Below are 26,351 nucleotides of genomic sequence, written 5' to 3'. Positions count from 1 at the left end.
TGCGCCTAAAGGGCGCCCTTGCGCGACAGGTGGTTGAAGGCCAGCCAGCCGGGCAGCACCGGCAGCCACAGCGTCAGCAGCCGGAACAGCAGGACGGCGGGTGCCGCCACTTCCTTCGGGAGGCCGACGGCGATCAGTCCGACCGTCAGTGTCGCCTCCACCGCGCCCACGCCGCCGGGGGTCGGTGCCGCCGACCCGAGGGCGTTTCCGGCGAGGAAGACGACGGCGACGCTGGCGATGCTCAGCGAGGTCGACTGGTCGCCGAAGGCCCGGATCGAGGCGTCCAGGCACATGACGAAGCAGGCGGTCAGCAGCAGCATGCCGCCGATGCCGGTCACCAGCTTCTGCGGCCGCTGCAGCACGTCGAGCATGCGCGGCACGACACCCGCGAACAGCGACCTCACGCGCGTGACGACGAATTTCCGCAGGAACGGCACCGAGGTCACCACGAGCACGAGCACGGCCACCGTGAGCAGGCCGGCGATGACCGTCCGGGACGGCGACAGCGACGGAGTCTTCTCGGTGCCGGTCAGATAGCCGAAGGACAGCAGCATCAGGATGTGGCAGCCGAGCCCGAACAGCTGCGAGGCGCCGACGCTCGCCACCGCGAGCCCGGGCCGTACCCCCGCGCGCTGCAGGAAGCGTGTGTTGAGGGCCACACCGCCGACGGCGGCCGGTGCCACGATCTTCACGAACGACCCGGCGACCTGCGCGGCCACGGTCCGCACGAACGGCACCCGCTCGGGCACGAACCCGAGCAGTGCCATGGCCGCAGCGACATAGCTGAGTGCGGAGAACAGCACCGCGGCGATGACCCAGCCCCACTGGGCCTGGGCGAAGAGGGTTGCGAACTCGATGTGCGTGAGCTGCGTCAGCAGGTAGTACGCGCCGATGGCGCCCGCGATGAAGCTGATCAGCGTGCGCGGCCGGACCCGTTCCAGACGGGCCGGCTCGACGGGTGCCTGCGGCCTGATCAGCAGCACCTCGTGCCGGATCTGAGTGAGCAGATCCTCTTCGCGGGCCTCGTCCAGAGCCTCGTCGATGGCCCGCTTCTCGGCCCGCTGTTCGGCGCGCACCGTCTTCTTGTCGGGCTTTTCGAGCACGGGCCCGGTGCCGTCCGTGGCTGCCTCCAGGCGAGCCTGCTTCGCCTGGAGGGACGCCTCCAGGACCGCCTCGCGTTCGCGCTGTGCCCGTTCACGGGCCAGTTTCCGCAGCGTCGCGCGCGTGGAGCGGGTCAGCGCGATCGGCTGGAGCATCGGCAGACAGTCGGCGACGGCGTCGGGGCCGAGGACACGGACCGCGGACGCCACCGCCCGCTCGGCGCCCACCCGCAGGCCGAGCGTGGTGACCAGCTGGGCGACGTCCATGCGCAGCAGCAGATCGCCGGCGGCGATCTCGCCGCCGCGCAGATCGGTGAGGATCACCGCGCCGGAACGATCCACCAGGATCGCGTCACCCGCCAGCCTGCGGTGTGCGATGCGCCGAGACTGCAGTGCCTGCACCTGGTGCCAGGTGTTGCGCAGCAGTTCGTCGGTGATCTCCTCGTCGGCCAGCATGTCTAGCGTGCGGCCGCCGGTGTGCTCGTAGACGAGCATGACGGCGTCGGGACCCAGTTCGGAGGTGGCGATCAGCCTGGGCGCATTGGCGCCTGCCGCGATGGCCGCGTACGCGAGCAGGGCCTCCTGCTCCAGTGCCTGGCGCAGTGACTGGAGGCTGCTGCGGGTGGCGAAGCCGCGCAGGGTCAGATTGCGCCACGCCCGGTAGAAGAAGCCCTGTGCCTGCTGCTCCCGGTCGACCACCGTGACGTCCAGCGGCGGGCCGTCCTCCAGGGTGACGAAGTAGCGCCGGCCGCGGTCTCCGTTCTCGGTGTCCGAGGCCTCCTCGCGGGCCGCGGCGACGGGGTGGAACCCGACGTGCCGTAGGCCGGCCATCAGGGTCTGCCCCGTGGGCCGCACGTTGGGCGAGCCGACCGCGTACAGGGTCCCGTAGGCCACGGTCCAGCCGATCAGCACCGTCAGGATGATCGAGAATGGTGTGGTGTAACCGGTGACCAGCATCGAGAACGCGTCGAGCAGCAGCACGATCCACAGCACGGAACGCCAACGGGGACGCCGTGACATGCCGACGGCTGTCATGTACGCAATGACCGGCGCCAGATAGCCGTGCACCGGGTCGGTCAGGGCGTGGATGTCACCGGGGGAGGGCTGGGTGAGCGCCTCCTGGATCGAGTCGGGGGCGGCCCGGGCGACCCACAGGTCGGTGGCGAGCGTCACCCCGTGCGCGAGGACCGCCGCGAGCACGCCGTCGGCGATGCGCAGCCCGTCGCGTTTGATCAGGCGCTCGATCGCGAACGCGACCGGCACCAGGAGGATCGCGATGCTGGAGGCCAGCCCCGCGATCTTGATCAGCAGATCCGGCGCCTGGCCGGTGCCCTTGTTGATGTCCTGTTCGAGCCCGGAAGTGGTTCCGTGCGCGAACGCGGCGATCGCGAGCAGGACGACGATGGCGAGCACGCCCACCAGGAGCCGCATCAGGTCGGACGGGCGGTGCACGCGCGCGGGGAGCAGCGGTTCGTCGCCCTCGACCTCGTCGACGGGCCCGTCGTCCGCGCACTCGGCCCCCTTCCGGGGACGCTCCGTGTCCACGTCCTCGTCAAGCCCGTTTCCGTGCAGGTCAGCGGTGTCCGGCCGCGAAGGAACGTCGGACGGGCGCGAAGGAACGGCGGAGGTGCCCTCCGCGCCTTCGGGGTGCACGCCCTGCTGCTTCATCGTCTCTTCTTGATCTCGTATCACCAGTCACCGCCCGCACGATGGTGGCATGCTCCGCCGACACACGGGGGCATCAGGGTGCAAATGCGGGGGCGCACAGTCTGCCGGAAGCGCCGCTCCAGGGCGAGGGATGCGCCGGCTGCCGAACGCGTCACATTGTCGGTGGGGTGGGGCACGATGGGCGAATGAGTGAGGAGAGCCTTCCGGGGGACGCCCGGGCGGGGGACACGGACGCGCTGCCGGAGTACGCCGAGCGGGTCCTGGAGGTCGCGGAGCGGATTCCGCCGGGGCGGGTCATGACGTACGGGGACGTCGCCGAGTGGCTGGAGGAGGGCGGGCCGCGCCAGGTCGGCCGCGTGATGGCCCTCTACGGGGGAGCCGTGCCGTGGTGGCGCGTCGTACGCGCGGACGGCGTCCTGCTCCCGGGCCACGAGCTGCGGGCCCTCGACCACTACCGCGTGGAGGGCACCCCGCTGAAGGAGGCGAGCAGGGCCGCCGAGGGCCATCTGCCGCGGCTCGACATGAGGCGGGCTCGGTGGGACGGCGACGGGGGCGCGGAGGGTCACACCTGACAGCTTCCGCCATCGGACGCCCATACGGGGAACCCGTGGCCCGTACGAGGGATACGAGGGACGTCCGTGGCATGCCGTACGTTCGTGAGGTACGGGACGCACGTGTCGCGAGAGCCGGGAGGGAAGAAGCGGAAGCTCTGCTTCCGGCCCGTTCGGCGGCGTAGCGTCGACGGAACGTGTCCCCCTCACCCCGCGGCCACCGCTCTGCACACGCGGCGGCCCGACAACCAGTACGACCACCAGGACCGGCGAACCACGTGAGCTCCTCTTCCTCCACCAGGCGCCTGCCGCACCCCCAGGTGCGGCAGGGGAACCGTGGCGCTTACCGACTGGTGCGTACCCCGCCGGCCGAGCCCGCTCCCCCTCGTCTTGACGCCGCCCAGCGCGCGGTGGTTGACCACCCTGCCGGTCCATTGCTCGTTCTCGCTGGTCCCGGCACCGGCAAGACCACCACGCTCGTCGAGTCCGTGGCGGCGCGCATCGCCCGTGGTGGGGACCCCGCGCGGATCCTCGTGCTGACGTTCAGCCGCAAGGCCGCGGTCGAACTCCGCGACCGCATGGCGCTGCGCATGGGGGCGGCCCGCGCGCCCCGGGCCACCACCTTCCACTCGTACTGCTACGCCCTGGTCCGGGCCCACCAGGACAGCGACCTGTTCGTGGAGCCGCTGCGCCTGCTCTCCGGCCCCGAGCAGGACGTCACCGTCCGCGAGCTGCTCGCGGGCCAGCCCGACCTGGAGCGGCTCGGCCTCACCCATGTGCGCTGGCCGGACGAACTGCGCGCGTGCCTGACCACCCGCGGCTTCGCCGACGAGGTCCGCGCGGTGCTCGCCCGCAGCCGGGAACTCGGCCTGGCCCCCGATGCCCTGGACGCCTTCGCCCGCCGCATCGGCCGCCCCGACTGGCGGGCCGCCGCCGCGTTCCTCGCCGAGTACCTGGACGTGCTCGACATGCAGGGCGTGCTCGACTACGCGGAACTCGTCCACCGCGCGGTGCTGCTGGCCCGCCGCCCCGAGGTCGCCGCCCGGCTCGCCGCGCAGTACGACGCCGTGTACGTCGATGAGTACCAGGACACCGACCCGGCCCAGGTGCGCCTGCTGCATGCCTTGGCCGGCGGCGGACGAACCCTTGTCGCCTTCGGCGACCCCGACCAGTCGATCTACGCGTTCCGGGGCGCGGACGTGAACGGCATCCTCGACTTCCCCTCGGCGTTCCCGCGCGCGGACGGCCGTCCGGCGCCCGTCGAGGTCCTGCGGACCTCCCGCCGCTCCGGCGCCGCCCTGCTCACCGCCACCCGCCTGCTGACCCAGCGCATGCCGCTGACCCGCCTCCCGGCCGGCAAGGTGCGCGCACACCGCGAGCTCGCCCCGGTACGGGACGGAGGTCGCGTCGAGGTGTACACGTACCCGACGCCCGGTACGGAGCTCGACAACATCGCCGACATCCTCCGCAGGGCACACCTGGAGGACGGTGTCCCCTGGGGCGAGATGGCCGTCCTGGTACGTGCCGGATCCCGCACCATTCCGACGGTCCGCCGTGCCCTCACCGCCGCGGGCGTCCCCCTGGACATCGACGGCGACGACCTGCCCCTGCGCCACGAACCGGCGGTGGCGCCACTGCTGACGGCGCTCAGGGCGGTGGCGACGGCGGAGGCGACGCGGGGTGCCGAGCGGGGCGCACCGAATGGCGCGGAGGCTGCCGAGGAAGCCCCCGACACCTGCTGGCTCGACACCGAGACCGCCCTGACCCTGCTGGCCTCCCCCCTCGCCGGCATGGACGCCGCCGACCTGCGCCGCCTCGGCCGGGCCCTGCGCGAGGAGGAACGGGCGGCCGGCAACCCGCTGCCGCCGCCCTCGGACGAACTGCTCACACGGGCGCTCGCCGAGCCCGAGCGCCTCGTCGCGCACGACCCGGTGTACGCCCGGGGAGCCCAGCGGCTCGGCGCCCTGCTCAGGAAGGCCCGCGAACGCCTCGCGGGCGGCGGCACCGCCGAGGAGGCGCTGTGGGACCTGTGGGAGGGCACCCCGTGGCCCGCCCGTCTGGAACGGGTTGCCCGGCGCGACGGCGCGGCCGGACGCAACGCCGACCGCGACCTGGACGCCGTGTGCGCCCTGTTCGCGACCGCCGCGCGCGCGGAGGAGCGAACCGGCGGCCGGGGCGCCCTGAACTTCCTGGAGGAGATCGAGGCCGAGGACATCGCCGCCGACACGCTCACGCGGCGCGCCGTACGGCCCGAGGCCGTCCGCCTGATGACCGCGCACCGCTCCAAGGGCCTGGAGTGGCGCCTGGTCGTCGTCGCCGGTGTCCAGGAGGGCCTGTGGCCGGACCTGCGCCGCCGCGGCTCCCTCCTGGAGGCCGACCGCATCGGCCGCGACGGACTCGCCGAACCGCTCACCCCGGGCGCGCTGCTCGCCGAGGAGCGCCGTCTCTTCTACGTCGCCGCCACGCGCGCGCGTGAACGGCTCGTCGCCACCGCGGTGAAGGCACCCGCGGACGACGGCGACCAGCCCTCCCGGTTCCTCACGGAACTGGGCGTCGAGCCGCAGGACGTCACCGGCCGCCCCCGCCGCCCGCTGTCCGTGGCCGCGCTCGTCGCCGAGCTGCGCGCCACGACCGTCGACCCGCGCGTGTCCGACACCCTCCGAGAGGCGGCCGCGCGCCGACTGGCCCGGCTCGCCGCGCTCGCCGACGAGGACGGCCGCCCGCTGGTCCCGTCGGCGCACCCCTACCGCTGGTGGGGCATGTTCGAGCCGACCGAGAGCAAGGTGCCGCTGCGCAACCGCGACCAGCCCGTCGTCCTGTCCGGCAGCGCCCTCGACCAGCTCGCCAACACCTGCGCCCTGCAGTGGTTCCTGGGGCGCGAGGTGAAGGCCGACGCGCCCGCCACCACTGCCCAGGGCTTCGGCAACGTCGTGCACGTCCTCGCCGACGAGGTCGCATCCGGCCGCACCCCCGCCGACCTCGCCGTCCTCATGGAGCGTCTGGAGTCGGTGTGGAACGCGCTCGCCTTCGACGCGCCCTGGAAGTCGGCGCAGGAGAAGGAGCACGCGCGCGTGGCGCTCGAACGCTTCCTCAAGTGGCACGTGCTGGACCGCACCGGGCGTACGCCGGTGGCGAGCGAACACGACTTCGACGTCACCCTCGAAGCGGGCGACTACGAGGTGCGCATCCGCGGCCAGCTGGACCGCGTCGAGTCGGACACCGAGGGGCGCGCGTACGTCGTGGACTTCAAGACCGGCAAGCAGCCGGTCAGCGCGGCCGAGGTGGCTCGCCACCCGCAGCTCGCCGTCTACCAGCTGGCCGTCGGCGCGGGAGCCGTGGACGACGCCTTCGACGGCGTACGGCCCGAAGCGGGCGGCGCCGAACTCGTGCAGCTTCGCCAGGGAGCGGCCAAGCGCGACGGCGGCGAGACCCTGCCCAAGGTGCAGGCCCAGGAGCCGCTGGAGGGGGAGTGGGTCGGCGACCTGCTGGCCACCGCCGCCGGAAAGGTCCTCGACGAACGGTTCACGCCGAGCGCCGGCCAGCACTGCACGCACTGCGCGTTCCGGGCGTCGTGCAGCGCGCGGCCGGAGGGGCGGCACGTGGTCGAGTAGCGTGCGTGACCCGCCGAGCGGGGCGTGACGTATCGCACCACCCGCGCTGACCTGGGATTCTCCCCGCCCCGGCGACCGATCGGGCACCCGCTGTCAGTGCCCGCCGCTAGCCTCTCCGACATGCCCGCCCGTATCACCGACCCCGAGCAGCTCAAGGAGCTCCTCGGTATCCCGTTCACCCCGGAGCAGACGGCCTGCATCACCGCGCCGCCCGCCCCGCAGGTCATCGTGGCCGGAGCCGGGTCGGGCAAGACCACGGTGATGGCGGCACGGGTGGTGTGGCTGGTCGGCACCGGACAGGTCGCCCCCGAACAGGTCCTCGGCCTGACCTTCACCAACAAGGCCGCAGGCGAGCTGGCCGAACGCGTCCGCAAGGCGCTGGTCAGGGCCGGCGTCACCGACCCCGATGTCATCGACCCGGACAACCCGCCCGGCGAGCCGGTGATCTCCACCTACCACGCCTTCGCGGGCCGCCTCCTGACCGACCACGGCCTGCGCATCGGGCTGGAGCCGACGTCCCGGCTGCTCGCCGACGCCACCCGCTACCAGCTCGCCGCACGCGTACTGCGCGAGGCCCCGGGCCCGTACCCGGCGCTGACCCGCTCCTTCGCCGACCTGGTCAGCGACCTGCTCGCCCTCGACTCCGAACTCGCCGAGCACCTCGTACGCCCCGAGGACCTGCGCGCCCGGGACGCCGACCTGCTGCGCACGCTGGAGGGCGCCAAGCTCACCAACGCCGACCTGCGCAAGGTCCCCGAGACGGCCGCCGCCCGCCGCGAACTCGCCGAACTGGTCACGCGCTACCGGGGCGCCAAGCGCGAGCGCGATCTGCTCGACTTCGGCGACCAGATCGCCCTCTCGGCGACACTCGCCGGGATCCCCGAGGTGGGCCGCGTGCTGCGCGAGGAGTTCCGCGTGGTGCTGCTCGACGAGTACCAGGACACGTCGGTGGCCCAGCGCGTCCTGCTGGCCGGCCTCTTCGGCGGCGGCACGGGCCACCCGGTGACCGCCGTCGGCGACCCCTGCCAGGCGATCTACGGCTGGCGCGGCGCCTCCGTCGCCAACCTGGACGACTTCCCCGAGCACTTCGCCCACGCCGACGGCCGCCCCGCCACTCGCCAGGCGCTCAGTGAGAACCGCCGCAGCGGCGGCCGTCTCCTCGACCTCGCCAATGGCCTCGCCGAGCCCCTGCGCGCCATGCACGCGGGCGTGGAGGCCCTCCGCCCGGCCCCCGGCGCCGAACGCGACGGCACGGTCCGCTGTGCCCTGCTGCGCACCCACGCCGAGGAGATCGACTGGATCGCCGACTCCGTTGCCCACCTCGTACGCACCGGGAAGGCACCCGGCGAGATCGCCGTTCTGTGCCGTACGGCCACCGACTTCGCCCAGATCCAGGGAGCCCTCGTCGCCCGCGACATCCCCGTCGAGGTGGTCGGCCTCTCCGGGCTGCTGCACCTGCCCGAGGTCGCCGACCTCGTCGCCGTCTGCGAAGTCCTCCAGGACCCCGGCGCCAACGCCTCCCTGGTCCGCCTGCTGACCGGCCCGCGCTGGCGCATCGGCCCCCGCGACCTCGCCCTCCTCGGACGGCGCGCCCGCCTGCTCGTGGCCCACGCGCGCGTGGGCGGCGAGGACGACCCGGACCGCCGGCTCGCCGAGGCGGTCGAGGGGGTCGACCCGTCCGAGGTGATATCGCTCGCCGACGCCCTCGACACGTTCCTGGAGACACCTCTGAACGGCGCCGACGGCTATGGGGACGACGACGGTCTGCCGTTCTCCCCGGACGCGCGCGTGCGCTTCGCCCGCCTGGCCACCGAACTGCGCGAACTGCGCCGCTCGCTGGCAGACCCGCTGATGGACGTGCTGCACCGCGTCCTCGCCGTCACCGGCCTGGAGGTGGAACTGTCGGCGTCCCCGCACGCGCTGGCCGCCCGCCGCCGCGAGACCCTGTCCAACTTCCTGGACGTCGCCGCGTCCTTCGCCGCGAACGAGGGCGAGGCCACCTTGCTGGCCTTCCTCGGCTTCCTGCGCACCGCCGCCCAGTACGAGAAGGGCCTGGACAACGCCCTCCCCGGCGGCGAGAACACCGTCAAGGTGCTCACCGCACACAAGTCCAAGGGCCTGGAGTGGGACGTCGTCGCCGTGCCCGGCCTGGTCACCGGCACGTTCCCCAGCACACAGGGCCGCGAGAAGTGGACATCCCAAGCCAAGGTGCTGCCGCACGCACTGCGCGGCGACGCCGACACCCTGCCCGACATCGAGGCCTGGGACTCCCGGGGCATGAAGGCCTTCCACGAGGCCATGAAGGAACACCAGCACACCGAGGAACTCCGCCTCGGCTACGTCACCTTCACCCGCCCCCGCTCGCTGCTCCTCGGCTCCGGCCACTGGTGGGGGCCCGCCCAGAAGAAGCCCCGCGGGCCGTCCGACTTCCTGCTGGCCCTGCACGACCACTGCGCCGCCGGGTACGGCGAGATCGAGGCATGGGCGGACGAGCCCGAGGAGGACGAGGAGAACCCGGCCCTGCACCGGGCGACGGCCGACCAGGCCTGGCCGCTGCCCCTGGACGCCACCGCCCTGACCCGCCGCCGCGCTGCCGCCGAGGCCGTCCTGGCCCACCTGGACGCCCTCGCCTCCCACGCGGACACCCAACCGGCCACCGACCACAATCCGGACACTTACGACGACCCGGACTGGCCCCCGCCACCGGACGACGACGCGTACTTCGAAGACTCCTACGGGGAGGACGACGCGCCGCTCGACGCCCCGTACGCAGAGGACGGCGCGCCCCTCGACGAGGACCCCGCCGCCTGGGACGCCTGGAGCACCGATCGCCCCACCGTCCCGCCCCAGGCCACCGCCCCCGTCGTGCCGGTGGACGCGCGTCCCCGCCCCACGGCACCGCAGCGCGCGCCCCTCACCCCGGAGGAGGCCCGCGCCATCGCCTCCTGGGACCGCGATCTCGACGCGCTCACCGGGGAGCTCCTGCGCGCTCGGCAGAGCGTCACGGACGTACCCCTGCCGGCCTCGCTCACCGCGTCCCAGCTGCTGCGTCTGGCCGAGGACCCGGACGGTCTCGCACAGGAACTCGCGCGCCCCATGCCGCGCCCCCCGCAACCGGCTGCACGTCGAGGCACCCGTTTCCACGCCTGGGTCGAAGCCCGGTTCGAGGAGCTGACACTGCCCATGCTGGAGCCTGAGGAGTTGCCCGGCATCGAGGCCGAGATCGCCGACGAACGCGACCTCGAAGCGCTCAAGGAAGCCTTCGAACGTACCGAGTACGCCCACCGCACGCCCCACCGCGTCGAGGCCCCTTTCCAGCTCGCCCTCGCTGGCCGCGTCGTGCGGGGCCGTATCGACGCCGTGTACAAGAACGGCGACGGGGACAGCGCGACGTACGAGATCATCGACTGGAAGACCAGCCGCAGCCGCGACGCCGACCCCCTGCAGCTCGCGGTCTACCGGCTCGCCTGGGCCGAGCAGCAGGGCGTGCCGCCGGAGTCGGTCACGGCCGCCTTCCTCTACGTCCGCAGCGGCGAGGTCGTACGGCCGGCCGAGCTGCCGGACCGGGCGGCCCTGGAACGGCTGCTCCGGGGGGAGCCGGAATGGCACACCGGGGAACCCGAGTGTGACGAACGGCCCGACGAGGATGTCCGCGCGGGCCGATAGGCTCGTGAACATGAGCCAGACCCCGGACAGCGCCGTCCGTACGTACATCGAGCAGCACCGCGCCGCCTTCCTCGACGACCTCGCCGCATGGCTGCGCATCCCCTCCGTGTCGGCCCAGCCCGACCACGCCCCCGATGTACGGCTCAGTTCCGAGTGGCTCGCCGCCAAGCTCAAGGAGACCGGCTTCCCGGTCACCGAGGTCTGGGAGACACCGGGCGCCCCGGCCGTCTTCGCCGAGTGGCCCGCGGACGAGCCCGGGGCCCCCACGGTTCTCGTCTACGGCCACCATGACGTGCAGCCCGCCGCCCGCGAGGACGGCTGGGACAGCGATCCCTTCGAGCCCGTCGTCCGCGGAAACCGTCTCTACGCGCGCGGGGCGGCCGACGACAAGGGCCAGGTGTTCTTCCACACACTCGGCGTCCGCGCCCACCTCGCCGCCACCGGCCGCACCGCCCCGGCCGTCAACCTGAAGCTCCTGATCGAGGGCGAGGAGGAATCCGGTTCCCCGCACTTCCGGGCCCTCGTCGAGGAGCGCGCCGCCCGGCTCGCCGCCGACGCCGTGATCGTGTCCGACACCGGCATGTGGTCCGAGGACACCCCCACCGTGTGCACCGGCATGCGCGGCCTCGCCGAGTGCGAGATCCGGCTGTACGGCCCCGAGCAGGACATCCACTCGGGCTCCTTCGGCGGCGCCGTGCCCAACCCCGCGACCGCCGCCGCCCGCCTCGTCGCGGCCCTGCACGACGAGCACGCGCGCGTGGCGGTCCCCGGCTTCTACGACGGCATCGTCGAACTCACCGACCGCGAGCGCGAACTCTTCGCCGAGCTGCCCTTCGACGAGCAGCAGTGGCTGCGCACCGCCAAGTCCCACGCCACCCATGGCGAGGCCGGACACACCACCCTGGAACGCATCTGGGCCCGCCCCACCGCCGAGGTCAACGGCATCGGCGGCGGCTACCAGGGCCCCGGCAGCAAGACGATCATCCCGTCCTCGGCCATGGTGAAGCTGTCCTTCCGGCTGGTCGCCGGCCAGGACCCCGACCACATCGAGAAGGCCGTCCGCGCCTGGGCCGCCGACCAGGTGCCCGCCGGGATCCGCTGCGAGATCACGTTCGGCTCGGCCACGCGCCCGTGCCTGACCCCGCTCGACCACCCTGCCCTGCAGTCCGTGGCCCGCGCGATGGGCCGCGCCTTCGAGGCGCCGGTCCGCTTCACCCGCGAGGGTGGTTCCGGGCCGGCCGCCGACCTCCAGGAGGTCCTCGGCGCTCCCGTCCTGTTCCTGGGCATCTCCGTCCCCTCCGACGGCTGGCACGCGCCGAACGAGAAGGTCGAGCTCGACCTTCTCCTCAAGGGCGTGGAGACCTCCGCGTACCTGTGGGGCGACCTCGCGGAGAACTGGCGCCATGCACCCTGACCGATCCGCGCCGCCCGGAGCGGCACCGCGTGCAGGGCACACTGGAGAGACCGTCCCGCACGCCCCGCCCGAACCCGGCCCGGTCCCCTCCTGCCGTACGTCCCGCTGAACCGCCCGCCGAAACAAACCGTTCCACTGGGGGAGTTGCAAGCACCCGTGACCACCTGGACCGACCACACCGCCGACCGACCCGTCTCGCTCACCGCCCCGAGCGGCATCGACCGCGCCGCCCACCACCGGCTCGACGAGGCCTGGCTCGCGGCGGCCTGGAGCCACCCCACGACCCGCTGCTTCGTGGTCTCCGGCGGCCAGGTCCTCATCGACGAGACGGCGGACGGCCGGACCGAACTCGTGACGACCCCCTCCTTCGAGGCCCCGCTCACCGAGGCGCACCGCTACTTCCTGGGCACCGACGCGGACGGCGTCAGCTACTTCGCGCTCCAGAAGGACGCCCTGCCCGGCCGCATCGACCAGTCCGCCCGCCCGGCGGGCCTGCGCGAGGCCGGGCTGCTGCTGTCGCCGCGGGACGCCGGCCTCATGGTGCACGCGGTCGGCCTGGAGAACTGGCAGCGCACGCACCGCTTCTGCTCCCGCTGCGGCGAGCGCACCGTCATCGCCGCGGCCGGCCACATCCGCCGCTGCCCGGCCTGCGGCGCCGAGCACTACCCGCGTACCGACCCCGCCGTGATCATGGCCGTCACCGACGAGGACGACCGTATTCTGCTCGGCCGCCAGGTCCACTGGCCCGAGGGCCGCTTCTCGACGCTCGCCGGTTTCGTCGAACCCGGCGAGTCCATCGAGCAGGCGGTGCGCCGCGAGGTCTTCGAGGAGGCCGGCATCACCGTCGGCCAGGTCGAGTACATCGCCAGCCAGCCCTGGCCGTTCCCGTCCAGTCTCATGCTCGGCTTCCTGGCCCGCGCGACCTCGACCGACGTCAACGTCGACGGCGACGAGATCCACGAGGCCCGCTGGTTCTCCCGCGAGGAGCTGCGCGCCGCCTTCGAATCCGGCGAGGTGCTGCCCCCGTACGGCATCTCCATCGCGGCCCGCCTGATCGAGATCTGGTACGGCAAGCCGCTGCCGACGCGCAGCTTCATCTGACGAGGCCCACGTAGAAGGCGGCTCCCGAGACATCCCGGGAGCCGCCTTCTACGACACTTTCGGCTGTTGAAGCCGTCACACGCCGATCTTCTGCTTCACCTGTGCCAGCGACGGGTTCGTCAGCGTCGAGCCGTCCGCGAAGAGCACCGTCGGCACCGTCTGGTTTCCGCCATTCGCCTTCTCCACGAACGCCGCGGAGTCCGGGTCCTGCTCGATGTTGATCTCGGTGTACGCGATGCCCTCGCGGTTCAGCTGACTCTTCAGTCGCTGGCAGTAGCCACACCACGTGGTGCTGTACATCGTCACAGTGCCCTGCATGTCGCTCGCGCTCCTCTGGCAGCTCAGGGAAGGGTATCCAGGACTGGAACGTACGCGACCCGGCCGCCATTCCCGCCCGGGGTATGCGCCGCACGTGATGCCTGCCGCATTAGTACGACTGCAAGGGCCTCCCTGTGGACAACCGGCACAGCCGTCTCCGGCGACCTGGCAGCATGGCTGTGTGACAGCAGCAACGCACTCCCCCCTCTTCCCGCAGGGCTACCGGGGTTCTCAGTACTCGGCTCCGCCGAGCGGGGCCGACGCGGTGCTCGAAGGGCTCGACCCCGAGCAGCGCGAGGTGGCCACCGCCCTGAACGGACCGGTGTGTGTGCTGGCCGGAGCCGGCACGGGCAAGACGCGGGCGATCACCCACCGCATCGCCTACGGCGTGCGCGCCGGGATTCTCCAGCCCTCCAGCGTGCTGGCCGTCACCTTCACCAACCGCGCCGCGGGCGAGATGCGCGGCCGTCTGCGCCAGCTCGGCGCCCAGGGTGTCCAGGCCCGCACCTTCCACTCCGCCGCGCTGCGCCAGCTCCAGTATTTCTGGCCGAAAGCGATCGGTGGCTCCATGCCCCGGCTCGTCGACCGCAAGATCCAGCTCGTCGCGGACGCGGCCGCCGCCTGCCGCATCCGTCTTGACCGGGGCGAGCTGCGCGACGTCACCGCCGAGATCGAGTGGTCCAAGGTCACCCAGACCGTCCCCGCCGACTACGCGCTCGCCGCCATGAAGGCCGGCCGCGAGGCCTCACGCGACCCCGCCGAGATCGCCCAGCTCTACTCGGTCTACGAAGACCTCAAGCGTGACCGCGCCGTCATCGACTTCGAGGACGTTCTGCTGCTGACCGTCGCAGTCCTGCAGGACCGGCACGACATCGCCGAGCAGGTCCGCTCCCAGTACCAGCACTTCGTGGTCGACGAGTACCAGGACGTCAGCCCCCTCCAGCAGCGCCTGCTGGAGCTGTGGCTCGGCGACCGGGACAGCCTGTGCGTCGTCGGCGACGCCAGCCAGACGATCTACTCGTTCACGGGAGCAACCCCCGACCACCTGCTCGACTTCCGCACCCGCCACCCAGGCGCCACCGTCGTCAAGCTGGTCCGCGACTACCGCTCCACCCCGCAGGTCGTCCGCCTCGCCAACGGTCTGCTCGCCCAGGCTCGCGGCCGCGCCGCCGACCACCGGCTCGAACTGATCTCCCAGCGCGCACCGGGCCCCGACCCCGGCTACACCGAATACGCCGACGAGCCGACCGAGGCAGAAGGAGCCGCCCGCCGGATCCGCGAGCTCATCGACTCCGGTGTCCCGGCCGCCGAGATCGCCGTCCTGTTCCGCACGAACTCCCAGTCGGAGACCTACGAGCAGGCCCTCGCCGACGCCGGAGTCCCCTACCAGCTGCGCGGCGCCGAGCGGTTCTTCGACCGTCCCGAAGTACGCAAGGCGGGCGTCGCACTGCGCGGCGCGGCCCGCTTCGGCGGCAACGACTCCCTGCTGGACGACGCCGTGACCCTGCCTTCCCAGGTTCGCGCCGTCCTGTCGGGCGAGGGCTGGACCGCCGAGCCACCGGCCGGCTCCGGGGCCGTCAGGGAACGCTGGGAGTCGCTGGCCGCCCTGGTCAACCTCGCCCACGACTTGGCGGCCGCCCGACCCGAGGCCACCCTGAGCGACTTCGTCGCCGAACTCGACGAGCGCGCGGGCGCCCAGCACGCCCCCACCGTCCAGGGCGTCACCCTCGCCTCACTGCACTCCGCCAAGGGCCTGGAGTGGGACGTCGTCTTCCTGGTCGGCGTCGCCGAGGGCATGATGCCGATCACCTACGCAAAGACCGACGACCAGATCGAGGAGGAACGCCGGCTCCTCTACGTCGGCGTGACCCGGGCCAGAGAACGGCTGTACCTCTCCTGGTCTCTGGCCCGATCGCCCGGCGGCCGTCCGAGCCGCCGTCCCAGCCGCTTCCTCGACGGCCTGCGCCCCGGATCCACCGCTGTAATCGGCCGTTCTGCCACCGGCACGTCCGGGGGCGTCGAGCGCGGGTTCGTGAACGGCACCCCGGCCGCCCCCCGGCGCACCCAGCGCACCCCGGCCCGCTGCCGCGTCTGCGGCCGCACGCTCACCGACGCGGGTGAGATGAAGCTGATGCGCTGCGAGGACTGCCCCTCCGACATGGACGAAGGCCTCTACGAGCGGCTGCGCGAGTGGCGCGCGGAACAGGCCCGGCGCAGTGGGCAGCCGGCGTTCTGCGTCTTCACCGACAAGACACTGATGGCCATCGCCGAGACCGTTCCCGACGACGACGGCGAACTGGCCCGCATCCCCGGCGTCGGCGCGCGTAAACTCAACCGCTACGGAGCCGAAGTTCTGGCCATCTGCGCAGGCCGGGAAGCCGGTGGAGACGACGAGCACGACTGATGCGAACTCGTCGAAAAAATAGTTTGCGCATGCCCCAGCAATCCCCATAGGTTCTAGGCACGGAAACGGCGGCCTTCTCGGAGGCCCTGATTCCGTGTTGTACTTGCATATCCGAACGGGCTGGCTCACCCCAGCCCATGAGACGCCGAGAGGAGGCGAGTCCAGTGATCAGCATCAACACCAGCTTCAGCACCGTGAGCGCGGCCAAAATGACCGATCGCTCGACCGTCTCCATGTGCATGCTCGGCGCCTCGAACCTGGGCACCGGTCTGTCCGGCATTCGTGCCGCCGGTCCGGCGTCCTCCGTGTCTCTCGCGGGTCTCCCCGTGCGTGAGCGGAATGAGCGACCGACCAAGGCACTGGAAGCAGTAGCGGCACAGGCGCAGGCCTATGCCTTTACGGCGGCCGGTGCCGGATACCGGAAGCAGACAAAGCAGCACCACCTGATGTGGGCCTTCCGTGGGCCAGAACCCTGGAGTGATCCAGCCTGATCGACAATCAGGCCGGCGCCTTCAGGGCCGCGGAACCCCACCCGGGATCCGCGGCCCTTCTGTTTGTCCAAGTACTTGGACAGCGGAGCGAAGGGGCCTCGGGACAAGAAAAGAACCCGGTACCAGCCGCCACCCGGTCCAACCCGACCGGAACGACCAGACGAGGAAGACGAACCGTGCAACTCGAAGCGCACGCCCCGTCCGTACCGCCTTCCGAAACGATCCCCCCGCCCGGCCTCACGGAGGACTCCACCTTGACCCCGCTCACTGCGCTCACCGCGCTCGACGACGCCATCGAGAACCTCGGCGTACCCGTCCCCTGCCGCTCCTACGACCCGGAGGTCTTCTTCGCCGAGTCGCCGGCCGACGTCGAGTACGCCAAGTCCCTCTGCCGCACCTGCCCGCTGATCGAGGCCTGCCTCGCCGGCGCCAAGGAGCGGCGCGAGCCCTGGGGCGTCTGGGGTGGCGAGCTGTTCGTCCAGGGTGTCGTCGTCGCCCGGAAGCGGCCGCGTGGTCGCCCGCGCAAGAACCCGGTCACGGCATGAACACCGCAGGAACGATCGACCGCCCCCTCACGCACGACCCCAAGAAGCAGGCCCCGATGAAGCCGTCCACCAGCGAGCCCGCAGGCTCCGCGACCCCAGACTTCACCACCTCCGGCGCGACCGACTCGCGTCAGAACAGGACCCGAGAGATGCAACTCATCCCAGAAGCCCTGGCTCGTGCGCATATGCACGACCGACTGCACGAGGCCGAGCAGGAACGCCGGGCCGTACGCCTGGCGGTCGCCCAGCGGATGCAGCGTCGGGCCGAGCGCGCCTCGATGCGCGCGCGGCGCGCGCTCGCCATGGCGGTCATGCAGTAACCCACCACACCTGAAGCGGTGGCCTCCCGGCCTCGGGAGGCGGTGACTTCCCGCAGGGGCCGGTCCGTGCGAACGGACCGGCCCCCGCGGTGCGTTGTGCCCGCCGATCAGCCGGTCACGGCGATATCGTCTCCGGGTGACGAGTCTTCCCGGAGACAGTGACCAAGAAGGCCTCCCCGCGGAGCCCCACGCCCTCGTGTGCGCCCGCTGCGGCACCCGGGCCGAGGGGCCGCAGCCCACCTGGACCTGCTCCGTGGAGAACGGTGTGCGTCACTACTTCTGCGACACCTGCGCCCGGGAGAACCTCAGGGCGATCGAGGGGCGGCTGGACTCGGCCTGGTGGTGAGACACGCCACCGGAACCCCCACGGCCGGCCAGCCGCCGGTGCTCACGCCTTCGCTGCCGATTCCTCCTCGCCCAGGTCCTCCTCGGGGACGAATCCCGGCAGCCACTCCTCCAGTTCGTCGCGCAGCCGCACCGTGGCCCCCAGCTGGCACAGGACGCCGATGGTGCTCAGGGTCACCCGGTGGATCAAGAGGTACGCGGGCGGCAGGTTGAGCTTCTTGCCCAGTTGGTGGGCGGGGGAGCGGGGGTCGGCGATGCGGGCCGCCTGGCTGCGCATCCAGGTGCGGGTGAAGGTGAACTCGTCCACCAGGGCCGGCTCGATGATCGGCAGGAGGTAGTCGAGAACCGCCTCCGGGTCCAGCTCTATGGACTCCTTGACGAAGCCCTCGGCACACAGCAGCTCGTAGACCGCCTCGGCCTCGCCGTCCAGGGCCATGCGCAGGGAGTCGCCGATCGGCGTCGGCAGACCTCCGGGGAGACGGTCGACGGTGCCGAAGTCCAGCACGCCCAGCCGCCAGTCGTCCTCACCGTCCGGGCCGCCGGGGAGCAGCCGGAAGTTGCCCGGATGCGGGTCGGCGTGCAACAGGCCGGTGCGGGCCGGGCCCGAGAAGAGGAAACGGGCCAGGAGCTGGCCGGCGCGGGCGCGTTGCTCCGTCGTGCCGTCCGCGATGACCTCGGAGAGGGGGATCCCGTCGATCCACTCCGTGACCAGGATCTGGTCGCACTGGTGGACCACCGCCGGGACCAGGACGTCGGGGTCGTCCTCGAACTCCTCCGCGTGCACCTGCTGGGCCTGGGCCTCCAGGCCGTAGTCGAGTTCCTCCGAGACGCGGTCCCGGAGCTCGGCGATCAGCGGCTTGACGTCCATGCCGGGGATGAGCGGGCCCAACAGGCGAGCGAAACGGCTCAGTTGTGTCAGGTCGGAGAGAAGGGCCTCGCCCGCTCCGGGGTACTGCACCTTGACCGCCACCTCGCGGCCGTCGTTCCACACAGCCCGGTGCACCTGTCCGATCGAGGCCGCCGCGGCCGGCTTGTCCTCGAACTCCAGGAACAGATCCCGCCAGTCCGGGCCCAGCCGCTCCGCGAGCACGGTGTGCACGGTGCGGGTGGGCATCGGAGGTGCCGCGTCCTGGAGCTTGGTCAGAGCCGCGCGGTAGGGGCCGGCGATCTCCTCGGGCAGCGCCGACTCGAAAACGGACAGGGCCTGCCCGAATTTCATTGCGCCGCCCTTCAGCTCACCCAGAACGCGGAACAACTGCTCCGCCGTGCGCTGTTGCAACTCGCGGCCGACGATCTCCGCGGACTCGCCCACGATCCGCTTGCCCAGGCCCCAGGTCGCCCGTCCGGCGAAGCCGAGCGGGAGCGCGGCGAGCTTGGCGGTACGGGTGACCGCCTTCCGGGGAAGATCAGACATGCGCCCTCCAAGTCCCAGCCGGCCGTGCCGTGTCCGCCTTGCATGCTCGCTCCGTCGACGGCCGTTGCCCCGCCATTGTCTCGTGTGCCTCCCCGTTCGTTGAGGTGTGTTCCTCCTTACCTCTCTCCGCCGCTCCGCACGCGCATGCGGGGTGCGGCCAGACCGGCCGCGCATGCCAGTGGAGGCCAGGCAGGGAAACCTCCCAGCGGGCGCCCGTGCTCGAGGGCGACTCCCCGTCGAGGAAGGCGAGTGCGTGTGCGGCGGCCAGCCCGGCGACGGTCGTCGCGAGCGTCAGGTCGCACGGGCCCACCGGGCGTGTTCTGCCCGAGCGCCATTGGGCGACCAGGCGGGGCCAGGCCGGGTCCCGGTCCGTGCGGTCCTGGTGCAGACAGCCGGCGCAGCCGGTCCCACCGGGCAGGACGAAGGGCCCGACGATGCCGGTTCCCTCCACGACGCCCGCGTAGAGATGGGGTGTTCCGGTGGTCATGAGCGGGTCGGCGGAGGACGGGTCGGGGGCGTGGACGGCGACATCGTCCCTCGGGGCGAGGATGACCAGGGAGTAGCCGGGATCCTCGGTGTCGGTCGGTGCGGGGCGGCTTCGGCGCGGCGGCCGGCCGGGCGCGGCCCTGCGGACCGCTTGGCGCGCGGCCTCGTTCCTGCGTTCGCCGATCGACTCCGCGGGCAGCCCGCCCGGCGCGACGTCCCAGGGCTCGACACAGCCCACGTCGCGTACGTCGACCTCGCCGATCCCTGCCCCCGACAGCAGCGCGGCCAGCGCGGCGCCGACCCGGCCCGCACCCCTCACCTGTACACGCAGGGAACGGCGGGCCGCCAGGCGGCCGATCGCGCCGCCCGGTTCGGACGTGATCAGGGAGAGCGACGCAAGATCGGGGCGCAGCCGGTCGAGGACGTCCTTCTTCTCCCGCAGGGCGTCGGCCGCCGGGCCGCCGCCCCGGGCGTCGTCGAGCAGTCCCGCGGCCGACAGTCGGTCCACGAGTGCGTCGACACGGCCGTCCGGAAGGTCCATGCGGTGGCCCTCGTCGCGCAGGAGCGGAAGCCCACGGGTGCCGTTGAGCAGGTCCAGGAAGCTGCCCGTCGCCGTGTCCATCGGACCGAGCGTCAACGCGTGCGCCGGAGTCATCCCGAACTGCACGGTGTTGAGGTCACGCCAGCCGCGCCTCAGCGCAGGCTTCACCATCGGATGCATGAAAGGCCCCCGTAGCCTCGGAAAAGTACTGGAACATCCCTGTTCGTCGGGAACCGGTCGTGTTCCCCGACGAGTGCCAGCATGCCCGGCGCCGCGGGCTGGTGCCGAAAGTTGTCCACAGGCGGCGGAGATTCGTCGTACAAATCAAGCGCATGGTGGGGGATCGGCATCGAACAGTCCCGGACCCGGGACTTCCCGCGTGTGCAGCGGGTAACGTCGGGGCGTGCCCGCCGACCCACTGCACCGCGCCGGAAAGCCACAGCGCAGCACGACGAGCCAGCCGCCGAGCGGCTCGGGGGCGAGCGCGATCGAGGTCCGCAGGAGCGCCCGGCGACGCCGGACGGTCTCCGCGTACCGCGAGGGCGATCGCACCGTTGTGCTGATCCCCGCCCGGATGTCCGAGGCGGAGGAGCAACGCTGGGTGACCGTCATGCTCGACAAACTGGCCGCCCAGGAGAGCAAGCGGGTGCTGGGCGACGCCGAACTGGCCGAGCGCGCCGAGCGGCTGTCGGCCCAGTACTTCGGTGGCAGGGCCCGGCCCGCCTCTGTGCGTTGGGTCACCAACCAGAACACGCGCTGGGGTTCGTGCACCCCGGCGGAGGGCAGCATCCGTCTCTCGCACCGGCTGCAGGGCATGCCCGAGTACGTCGTCGACTACGTGCTCTGCCATGAGCTCGCGCATCTGCTGGTGCCCGGGCACGGGCCCCGATTCTGGCGACTGCTGGAGGCGTATCCGCGGACCGAGCGGGCCCGCGGGTATCTCGAAGGAGTGGTCGCCGCAGGACGTTTGCCTCATTTGTCTGATGTGCGGAGTGAGTGATCTGCCCGGTCGGCGGAGTCGCCGACGCGGCTGAGGACGGTTGTGTACCGGGTCTGTACCGACGTCGTCCGGTGTCCGGATTTGCCGTTAGCCTGGCGCGACGCACTCACATTCGGGATGGGGGACGGTCGTAACGCATGGCCAGGGAATTCCAACGCGGCCACAAGGCCAGGATCAGTGACCTCACCGCGGGCACGGATCTGTACGTAGGCGTGCAGATTTCCGCCCCCGGACTGACCTTCGACATCAGCTGCTTCGGCCTCGACGCCGATGAACGTCTTTCGGACGACCAGTACTTCGTCTTCTTCAACCAGCCGAAGTCGCCCGAGGAGTCCATCCAGCTGCTGGGTACGCAGGCGGGTGACACGGAGTCCTTCCGGATCACGCTGGACAGGATCCCGCCGCAGATCCAGAAGCTGTCGTTCACGGCGACCATCGACGGCGCCGGGCAGATGTCGCAGATCAATCCCGGATACATCCGCATCGTGGCCGGCGGTGAGGAGGTGGCCCGGTACTCCTTCAACGGCTCGGAGTTCTCCACCGAGCGGGCCGTGATGCTGGGCGACTTCTACCTGAAGGACGTGTGGCGGTTCGCCGCCGTCGGCCAGGGCTTCGACGGGGGCCTCGAGGCGCTGCTGAAGAACTTCGGCGGCGAGGTTCTCGAGGAGGAGACACCCGCCGCCCCGCAGCCGCCCCAGGCCAGTGCGGCTCCGGGCTTCGCCCCGCCCACGTTCGGCGTCCCGGCCGCCCCGGCACCCGCGCCTGCCCCGGCACCCGCGGCGGCTCCGCAGGGCTTCGCACCGCCGCCGGGAATCACGCCGCCCCCGCCTCCGGCCCCGGCGCCCGCGCCCAATGTGCACGCCGCGCCGACCGTCATCGCACCCCTGGCCCCGCCGGCCGGCGGCACGGTGCCCCCGCCGGCCCCGGCCCCCGCGCCCTACGGCCAGCCCCAGCCGGCATACGGCCAGCCCCCCGCCCCGAGCGCCCCCACGCCGCCGGGCTACGCCCAGCCCCAGGCCCCGACGCCGCCTCCCGGTTACGGTCAGCCGACCCCGCCGCCCGGCTATGGCCAGCAGCCGCCGTTCGGGCAGGTCCCCGGTCAGCCGACCGCCTCCTACGGGGTGCCGCAGGTCGCTCCCCAGGGCGGCGCCGGTGTGACCGCCGCGCTCCAGAAGTTCAAGGAGACGCCCACCGGTCAGCGCTGGACGCAGCAGAACAAGAAGCTGATCCGTGTCGACCTCGGCATCGGCGGCCAGCCCGTCCTCGCCCGCCAGGGCAGCATGGTGCTCTACCAGGGCAAGGTCGACTTCAGCTACAAGGGCGCCGGCTTCGCCGGCCGGATCGTGGGCAACGCGACCGGCCAGGAGATGCAGCTGATGCGCTGTACCGGCCAGGGCCAGGTGTTCCTCGCCGAGAACGCCACCCACCTGCACCCCGTCGAACTCCAGGGCGACGCCATCTGCGTCTCCGCGGAGAACGTCCTCGCCTTCGACGAGAGCCTCCAGTACGAGGTCCGCCGCATCGAGGGGCACGGCATCCCCGGCGGAGCGCTGTTCACGATGCAGTTCCAGGGCACCGGCACGATCGTCGTCAAGACGCACGGCACGCCCGTCGTGCTGCCGGTCACGCCCACCACGTTCGCCGACTGCAACGCGGTGGTCGCCTGGTCGGCCGCCTCCCAGGTGATCGTCTCCAGTCAGGTCCGGATGCGCCGCAACGCCTATCCGGGAGACACCGGGGAGAGCGTCAACCTCCAGTTCCGGGGAGCGCCCGGCAACTTCATCGTCGTCCAGCCGTACGAGGTCTGAGGGAGCCCGTCATGAACCAGCCACTCGCGGGCTACGCCCCCGCACCCGTCACCGCCCGCATGGAGAACCACGGCAACCACATGCTGAAGGTCGCCATGCAGACCGGGAACGACCTCCTCGCGCGCGTGGGATCGATGGTCGCCTACGAGGGCTTCGTCCAGTACGAGCCCAACCCGCCGGCCGTACGCCAGATCGCCCGCGACTGGATCACCGGCGAGGGCGCCCCGCTGATGAAGTGCTCCGGCGACGGCCTGCTCTACCTCGCCGACTACGGGGCGAACGTCGTCGTCATCAACCTCAACGGCGACGGCATCTCCGTCAACGCAACCAACCTGCTCGCCTTCGACGCGCACCTCACCTGGGGTGTGGAGCGGGTCAAGGGGCTGGCGAAGTTCGCCGGACAGGGCCTGTGGAACACGAAGATCTCCGGGCAGGGCTGGGTGGCCCTGACCTCCCGCGGCAAGCCGATCGTCGTCGACTGCGGCGGTGGTGAGGACGAGACGTACGTCGACCCCGACGCGCTCGTCGCCTGGTCCCCGAACCTCAAGGTGAAGGGCAAGCGCAGCTTCAAGGCGCAGTCGCTGATCGGCAGGGGCAGCGGAGAGGCCTACCAGATGGCCTTCTCCGGCCAGGGCATCGTCGTCGTCCAGCCCAGCGAGGACAGCACCGACCGCCTTCGGATCCGGGGCTGAGGGGGAGTCAGAGACACCATGCAGAGCCCGCTTTTCGCCTTCAACGACTCGCAGTCCCAGGATCGCTACAGCCTGCAGAACAAGCAGATGCTGCGCGTCGTCCTGGAGGGGCACGACGACATCCTCGCCCGTAAGGGCACCATGGTCGCCTACCAGGGCCTCGTCGAGTTCGACGCCGAGTACCAGAGCAACAACCAGGCACGCGCGCGTGCCTACACCGGCGAGGGTCTCAACCTGATGCGCTGCCACGGGCAGGGCACGGTCTACCTCGCCAACCTCGCCCAGCACATCCACGTCGTGGACGTGGAACAGGACGGGCTGACTGTCGACAGCAGCTACGTCCTGGCCATGGACTCCTCGCTGCACCACGAGGTCATCGCCGTCGACAGCCTGTACGGCATCTCCGGCTCCGGGAAGTACCAGCTCAACATCACCGGTCGCGGCAAGGTCGCCCTGATGACCTCGGGCGCGCCGCTGATGATGCAGGTCACGCCCGACAAGTACGTCAACTGCGACGCCGACGCCATCGTGGCCTGGTCCACCGGACTGCGCGTGCAGATGCAGGCCCAGACGCACTCGTCCGGCGTGTGGCGGCGCCGCGGCAACACCGGTGAGGGCTGGGAGCTGAGCTTCATGGGCAGCGGCTTCGCGCTCGTGCAGCCCAGCGAGCTGCTGCCGCCGCAGAACGCGGTGATCGGCCAGGGCCTCGCCGCGCAGTTCGGCATGGGCCAGCACGGGGCGCGAGCGCAGAACCAGGGGAACGTCTGGAGCTGAGCGTCCGATAAGCCAACGCAAGGGGCGACCGCCTGCGCGGTCGCCCCTTACCTGTGGCTCAGGCCCCGAGCCTGGCGCGCGTCGCCTCCAGCAGCCGTACGACCGAGTCGTCGGCGACCTCCGCCACCTCGTCGTAGGCGAACCAGCGCACGTCCAGCGATTCGTCACTGATGACGTGCTCGGCGTCGCGCGGGGCGAGGACCGCGTACTGGACGTCGAAGTGCCAGTGGCACGGTGACGGGATCGGATGCCGGTCCAGGCGCACCGGCCCGCCCGGAAGCAGCGTCAACCCCGTGATGCCCGACTCCTCGGTCGCCTCGCGCAGCGCCGCCGCCTCCAGCGTCACGTCGCCCGGCTCGCAGTGGCCGCCCATCTGCAGCCACATCCGCAGCTTCCTGTGCAGCGTGAGCAGTACGCGGCCGCGCTCCGGGTCGATCACCAGGGCGCTCGCCGTGACGTGGCCGGCATGGCAGGCCTTCCACATGCCGTCCGGGTGCGCCGCCAGGTGGTCCAGGTAGGACTGGCGCAGCTCTTCCTGGCCCTCGAAGCCCTTCAGCACGAGGACCGCGTCGTCGTACAGGCTCACTCGGCGTCGTCGCCCTTGGCGTCGTTCCTGTCGTCCTTGGACAGGTTCGGCTTCTCGCCCGCGTCGCCCGCCGCCTCGCCGAGCATCTTGTCCAACTCGGAGAAGTCCAGCTGCTCGCGGTGCACGAAACCGTCCGGGTCGTCCAGGTCGGTGGCCGTCGGCAGCATGTCCGGGTGGGCCCACAGGGCGTCCCGCCCGTCGACACCGCGCGCGTCCGTGAGCGAGGCCCACAGACGGGAGGCGTCGCGCAGACGGCGCGGACGCAGTTCCAGGCCGATCAGGGTGGCGAACGTCTGCTCGGCCGGGCCACCCGTGGCGCGACGGCGGCGCAGCGTCTCGCGCAGGGCGTCGGCGGACGACAGACGCGGCTTCGCGGCCGCGTGGACCACCGCGTCCACCCAGCCCTCCACGAGTGCCAGAGCCGTCTCCAGACGGGCCAGGGCGGCCTTCTGCTCGGGTGTGTCCTCCGGCTGGAACATGCCCTGCTGGAGTGCGTCCTGCAGCTGCTCCGGGTTCTGCGGGTCGAACTGGCCGACCACGTCCTCCAGCTTGGCCGTGTCGACCTTGATCCCGCGCGCGTACCCGTCGACCGCGCCGAACAGGTGCGAGCGCAGCCACGGCACGTGCGCGAAGAGGCGCTGGTGAGCGGCCTCGCGCAGGGCGAGATACAGCCGCACCTCCTCCTTCGGCACGCCCAGGTCCTTGCCGAATGCCTCGATGTTCACCGGCAGCAGGGCGGCCCGGCCGGCCGGGCCGAGCGGCAGGCCGATGTCGGTGGAGCCGACGACCTCGCCCGCGAGCACGCCCACGGCCTGCCCGATCTGCGTGCCGAACATGGCGCCGCCCATCGAGCGCATCATGCCGATCAGCGGGCCCGCCATGGCCTGCATCTCCTCCGGCAGGACGTCGCCCATCGCCGCGCCGACGCGCTCGGCGACCGGGTCGACGAGTTCCTGCCACGCGGGCAGGGTCGCCTCGACCCACTCCGCGCGGGACCACGCCAGCGCGGAGCCGGCGCCCGACGGCAGGGACGTCGCGTCGTCCAGCCACAGGTCGGCCAGGCGGACGGCTTCCTCGACCGCGGTCCGCTCGGCAGGGCCGATGCTCGCGTCCTTGACGCCGTCCTGCGTGCCCTGGGAGACCGTCTGGCGGGCGATCTGCTTGGCCATGTCCCAGTTCACCGGGCCGCCCTCGTAGGAGAGCATCTGGCCGAGCTGCTGGAACGCGGCGCCCAGGTCGGTGGGGTTCAGCGAACCGAACATGGCAGCGAGCGGATTGTCCGCACCCGGGCCGCCAAAGCCCGCGGCTCCGGGCAGCCCGTAACCGAACGGGTTGCCCGGTCCCTGCCCACCACCGCTCTGCTGGTCCTTCTTCTTGCCCTCGTCGCCGTCTTCCGGCTCCTCCGGCGGAAGGCCGAATCCGAATGGGGTGTCACTCACGGGGTTCCTCGGCTGGTAAGGCCACCGGTTCTCTCCGGCGGCGCGGCTGCCCGACACCAACCAGCGTAGACACCCGA

General features: G+C 71.8%; 20 protein-coding genes. 14 read left to right on the top strand and 6 right to left on the bottom strand.

What is annotated here, in order from left to right; translation table 11 throughout:
* Nucleotides 1-5 precede the first annotated feature (5 nt).
* Entirely contained in the window at nt 6-2,768 is a 2,763-nt protein-coding gene (locus ACIPSA_RS08090) for a YbhN family protein (RefSeq protein WP_402630234.1), read from the bottom strand.
* A 185-nt stretch (nt 2,769-2,953) separates the two neighbouring features.
* Here ACIPSA_RS08090 and ACIPSA_RS08085 point away from each other — a divergent pair, with 185 nt between their 5' ends.
* The 5 genes from ACIPSA_RS08085 (at nt 2,954) to nudC (ending at nt 13,111) form a co-directional block, all read left to right on the top strand.
* Nucleotides 2,954-3,340, top strand: coding sequence for an MGMT family protein (locus tag ACIPSA_RS08085; RefSeq protein ID WP_402630231.1), 387 nt, complete (start codon nt 2,954-2,956; stop codon nt 3,338-3,340).
* 257 nt (nt 3,341-3,597) lie between these two features.
* On the top strand, nt 3,598-6,930 hold the full coding sequence (locus tag ACIPSA_RS08080; protein ID WP_402630228.1) for an ATP-dependent helicase: 3,333 nt from the start codon (nt 3,598-3,600) through the stop codon (nt 6,928-6,930).
* Between the two features lie 120 nt (nt 6,931-7,050).
* Nucleotides 7,051-10,596 carry a UvrD-helicase domain-containing protein gene (locus ACIPSA_RS08075; RefSeq protein ID WP_402630225.1) on the top strand — a complete coding sequence of 1,182 codons (3,546 nt, stop codon included), beginning with the start codon at nt 7,051-7,053 and terminating at the stop codon, nt 10,594-10,596.
* A 10-nt stretch (nt 10,597-10,606) separates the two neighbouring features.
* Nucleotides 10,607-12,010 (top strand): dipeptidase, encoded by a 1,404-nt coding sequence (locus ACIPSA_RS08070; RefSeq protein WP_402630222.1) that lies wholly within the window; start codon nt 10,607-10,609, stop codon nt 12,008-12,010.
* 156 nt (nt 12,011-12,166) lie between these two features.
* Nucleotides 12,167-13,111, top strand: a complete 945-nt coding sequence (gene nudC, locus ACIPSA_RS08065) for an NAD(+) diphosphatase (protein ID WP_402630219.1) — start codon at nt 12,167-12,169, stop codon at nt 13,109-13,111.
* 75 nt (nt 13,112-13,186) lie between these two features.
* On the opposite strand, the gene ACIPSA_RS08060 is transcribed toward nudC, so the two are convergent.
* Entirely contained in the window at nt 13,187-13,429 is a 243-nt protein-coding gene (locus ACIPSA_RS08060) for a mycoredoxin (protein WP_402630216.1), read from the bottom strand.
* A gap of 181 nt (nt 13,430-13,610) precedes the next feature.
* Here ACIPSA_RS08060 and ACIPSA_RS08055 point away from each other — a divergent pair, with 181 nt between their 5' ends.
* The 5 genes from ACIPSA_RS08055 (at nt 13,611) to ACIPSA_RS08035 (ending at nt 17,535) form a co-directional block, all read left to right on the top strand.
* Nucleotides 13,611-15,833 carry an ATP-dependent DNA helicase UvrD2 gene (locus tag ACIPSA_RS08055; protein ID WP_402630213.1) on the top strand — a complete coding sequence of 741 codons (2,223 nt, stop codon included), beginning with the start codon at nt 13,611-13,613 and terminating at the stop codon, nt 15,831-15,833.
* Nucleotides 15,834-15,997: 164 nt separating this feature from the next.
* A complete protein-coding gene (locus ACIPSA_RS08050; protein WP_402630210.1) occupies nt 15,998-16,324 on the top strand; it encodes a hypothetical protein in 327 nt (108 codons plus the stop codon).
* Nucleotides 16,325-16,500: 176 nt separating this feature from the next.
* Nucleotides 16,501-16,869, top strand: a complete 369-nt coding sequence (locus ACIPSA_RS08045; RefSeq protein ID WP_019072119.1) for a WhiB family transcriptional regulator — start codon at nt 16,501-16,503, stop codon at nt 16,867-16,869.
* On the top strand, nt 16,866-17,189 hold the full coding sequence (locus ACIPSA_RS08040) for a hypothetical protein (RefSeq protein WP_402630207.1): 324 nt from the start codon (nt 16,866-16,868) through the stop codon (nt 17,187-17,189). Before ACIPSA_RS08045 ends, ACIPSA_RS08040 begins: the two co-directional genes overlap by 4 nt.
* A gap of 136 nt (nt 17,190-17,325) precedes the next feature.
* Nucleotides 17,326-17,535, top strand: a complete 210-nt coding sequence (locus ACIPSA_RS08035; RefSeq protein ID WP_402630205.1) for a hypothetical protein — start codon at nt 17,326-17,328, stop codon at nt 17,533-17,535.
* A gap of 42 nt (nt 17,536-17,577) precedes the next feature.
* Here ACIPSA_RS08035 and ACIPSA_RS08030 read toward each other — a convergent pair whose 3' ends face one another.
* Nucleotides 17,578-18,948 (bottom strand): ABC1 kinase family protein, encoded by a 1,371-nt coding sequence (locus tag ACIPSA_RS08030; protein WP_402630202.1) that lies wholly within the window; start codon nt 18,946-18,948, stop codon nt 17,578-17,580.
* A complete protein-coding gene (locus ACIPSA_RS08025) occupies nt 18,941-20,155 on the bottom strand; it encodes a TOMM precursor leader peptide-binding protein (protein WP_402630200.1) in 1,215 nt (404 codons plus the stop codon). The genes ACIPSA_RS08030 and ACIPSA_RS08025 overlap by 8 nt, the downstream gene beginning before the upstream one ends.
* Nucleotides 20,156-20,378: 223 nt before the next feature.
* Here ACIPSA_RS08025 and ACIPSA_RS08020 point away from each other — a divergent pair, with 223 nt between their 5' ends.
* The 4 genes from ACIPSA_RS08020 (at nt 20,379) to ACIPSA_RS08005 (ending at nt 24,249) form a co-directional block, all read left to right on the top strand.
* The gene (locus tag ACIPSA_RS08020; RefSeq protein ID WP_402630197.1) at nt 20,379-20,975 is read left to right on the top strand and encodes a M48 family metallopeptidase; all 597 of its coding nucleotides are present in this window, start codon (nt 20,379-20,381) and stop codon (nt 20,973-20,975) included.
* A gap of 137 nt (nt 20,976-21,112) precedes the next feature.
* The gene (locus ACIPSA_RS08015; RefSeq protein ID WP_402630195.1) at nt 21,113-22,783 is read left to right on the top strand and encodes a TerD family protein; all 1,671 of its coding nucleotides are present in this window, start codon (nt 21,113-21,115) and stop codon (nt 22,781-22,783) included.
* Nucleotides 22,784-22,794: 11 nt separating this feature from the next.
* The gene (locus ACIPSA_RS08010) at nt 22,795-23,475 is read left to right on the top strand and encodes an AIM24 family protein (protein ID WP_402630192.1); all 681 of its coding nucleotides are present in this window, start codon (nt 22,795-22,797) and stop codon (nt 23,473-23,475) included.
* Nucleotides 23,476-23,493: 18 nt separating this feature from the next.
* Complete coding sequence (locus ACIPSA_RS08005; protein ID WP_402630189.1) at nt 23,494-24,249, top strand: AIM24 family protein; 756 nt, start codon at nt 23,494-23,496, stop codon at nt 24,247-24,249.
* Nucleotides 24,250-24,307: 58 nt separating this feature from the next.
* On the opposite strand, the gene ACIPSA_RS08000 is transcribed toward ACIPSA_RS08005, so the two are convergent.
* Entirely contained in the window at nt 24,308-24,835 is a 528-nt protein-coding gene (locus tag ACIPSA_RS08000; protein WP_402630186.1) for an NUDIX hydrolase, read from the bottom strand.
* Nucleotides 24,832-26,274, bottom strand: a complete 1,443-nt coding sequence (locus ACIPSA_RS07995) for a zinc-dependent metalloprotease (protein WP_402630183.1) — start codon at nt 26,272-26,274, stop codon at nt 24,832-24,834. The genes ACIPSA_RS08000 and ACIPSA_RS07995 overlap by 4 nt, the downstream gene beginning before the upstream one ends.
* Nucleotides 26,275-26,351: the final 77 nt, after the last annotated feature.

The organism is Streptomyces sp. NPDC086549 (genome assembly GCF_044746205.1).
Lineage (GTDB): Bacteria > Actinomycetota > Actinomycetes > Streptomycetales > Streptomycetaceae > Streptomyces.
The sequence above is the reverse complement of the archived record's forward strand: the minus strand, read 5'-3'. Positions and strand labels throughout refer to the sequence as shown.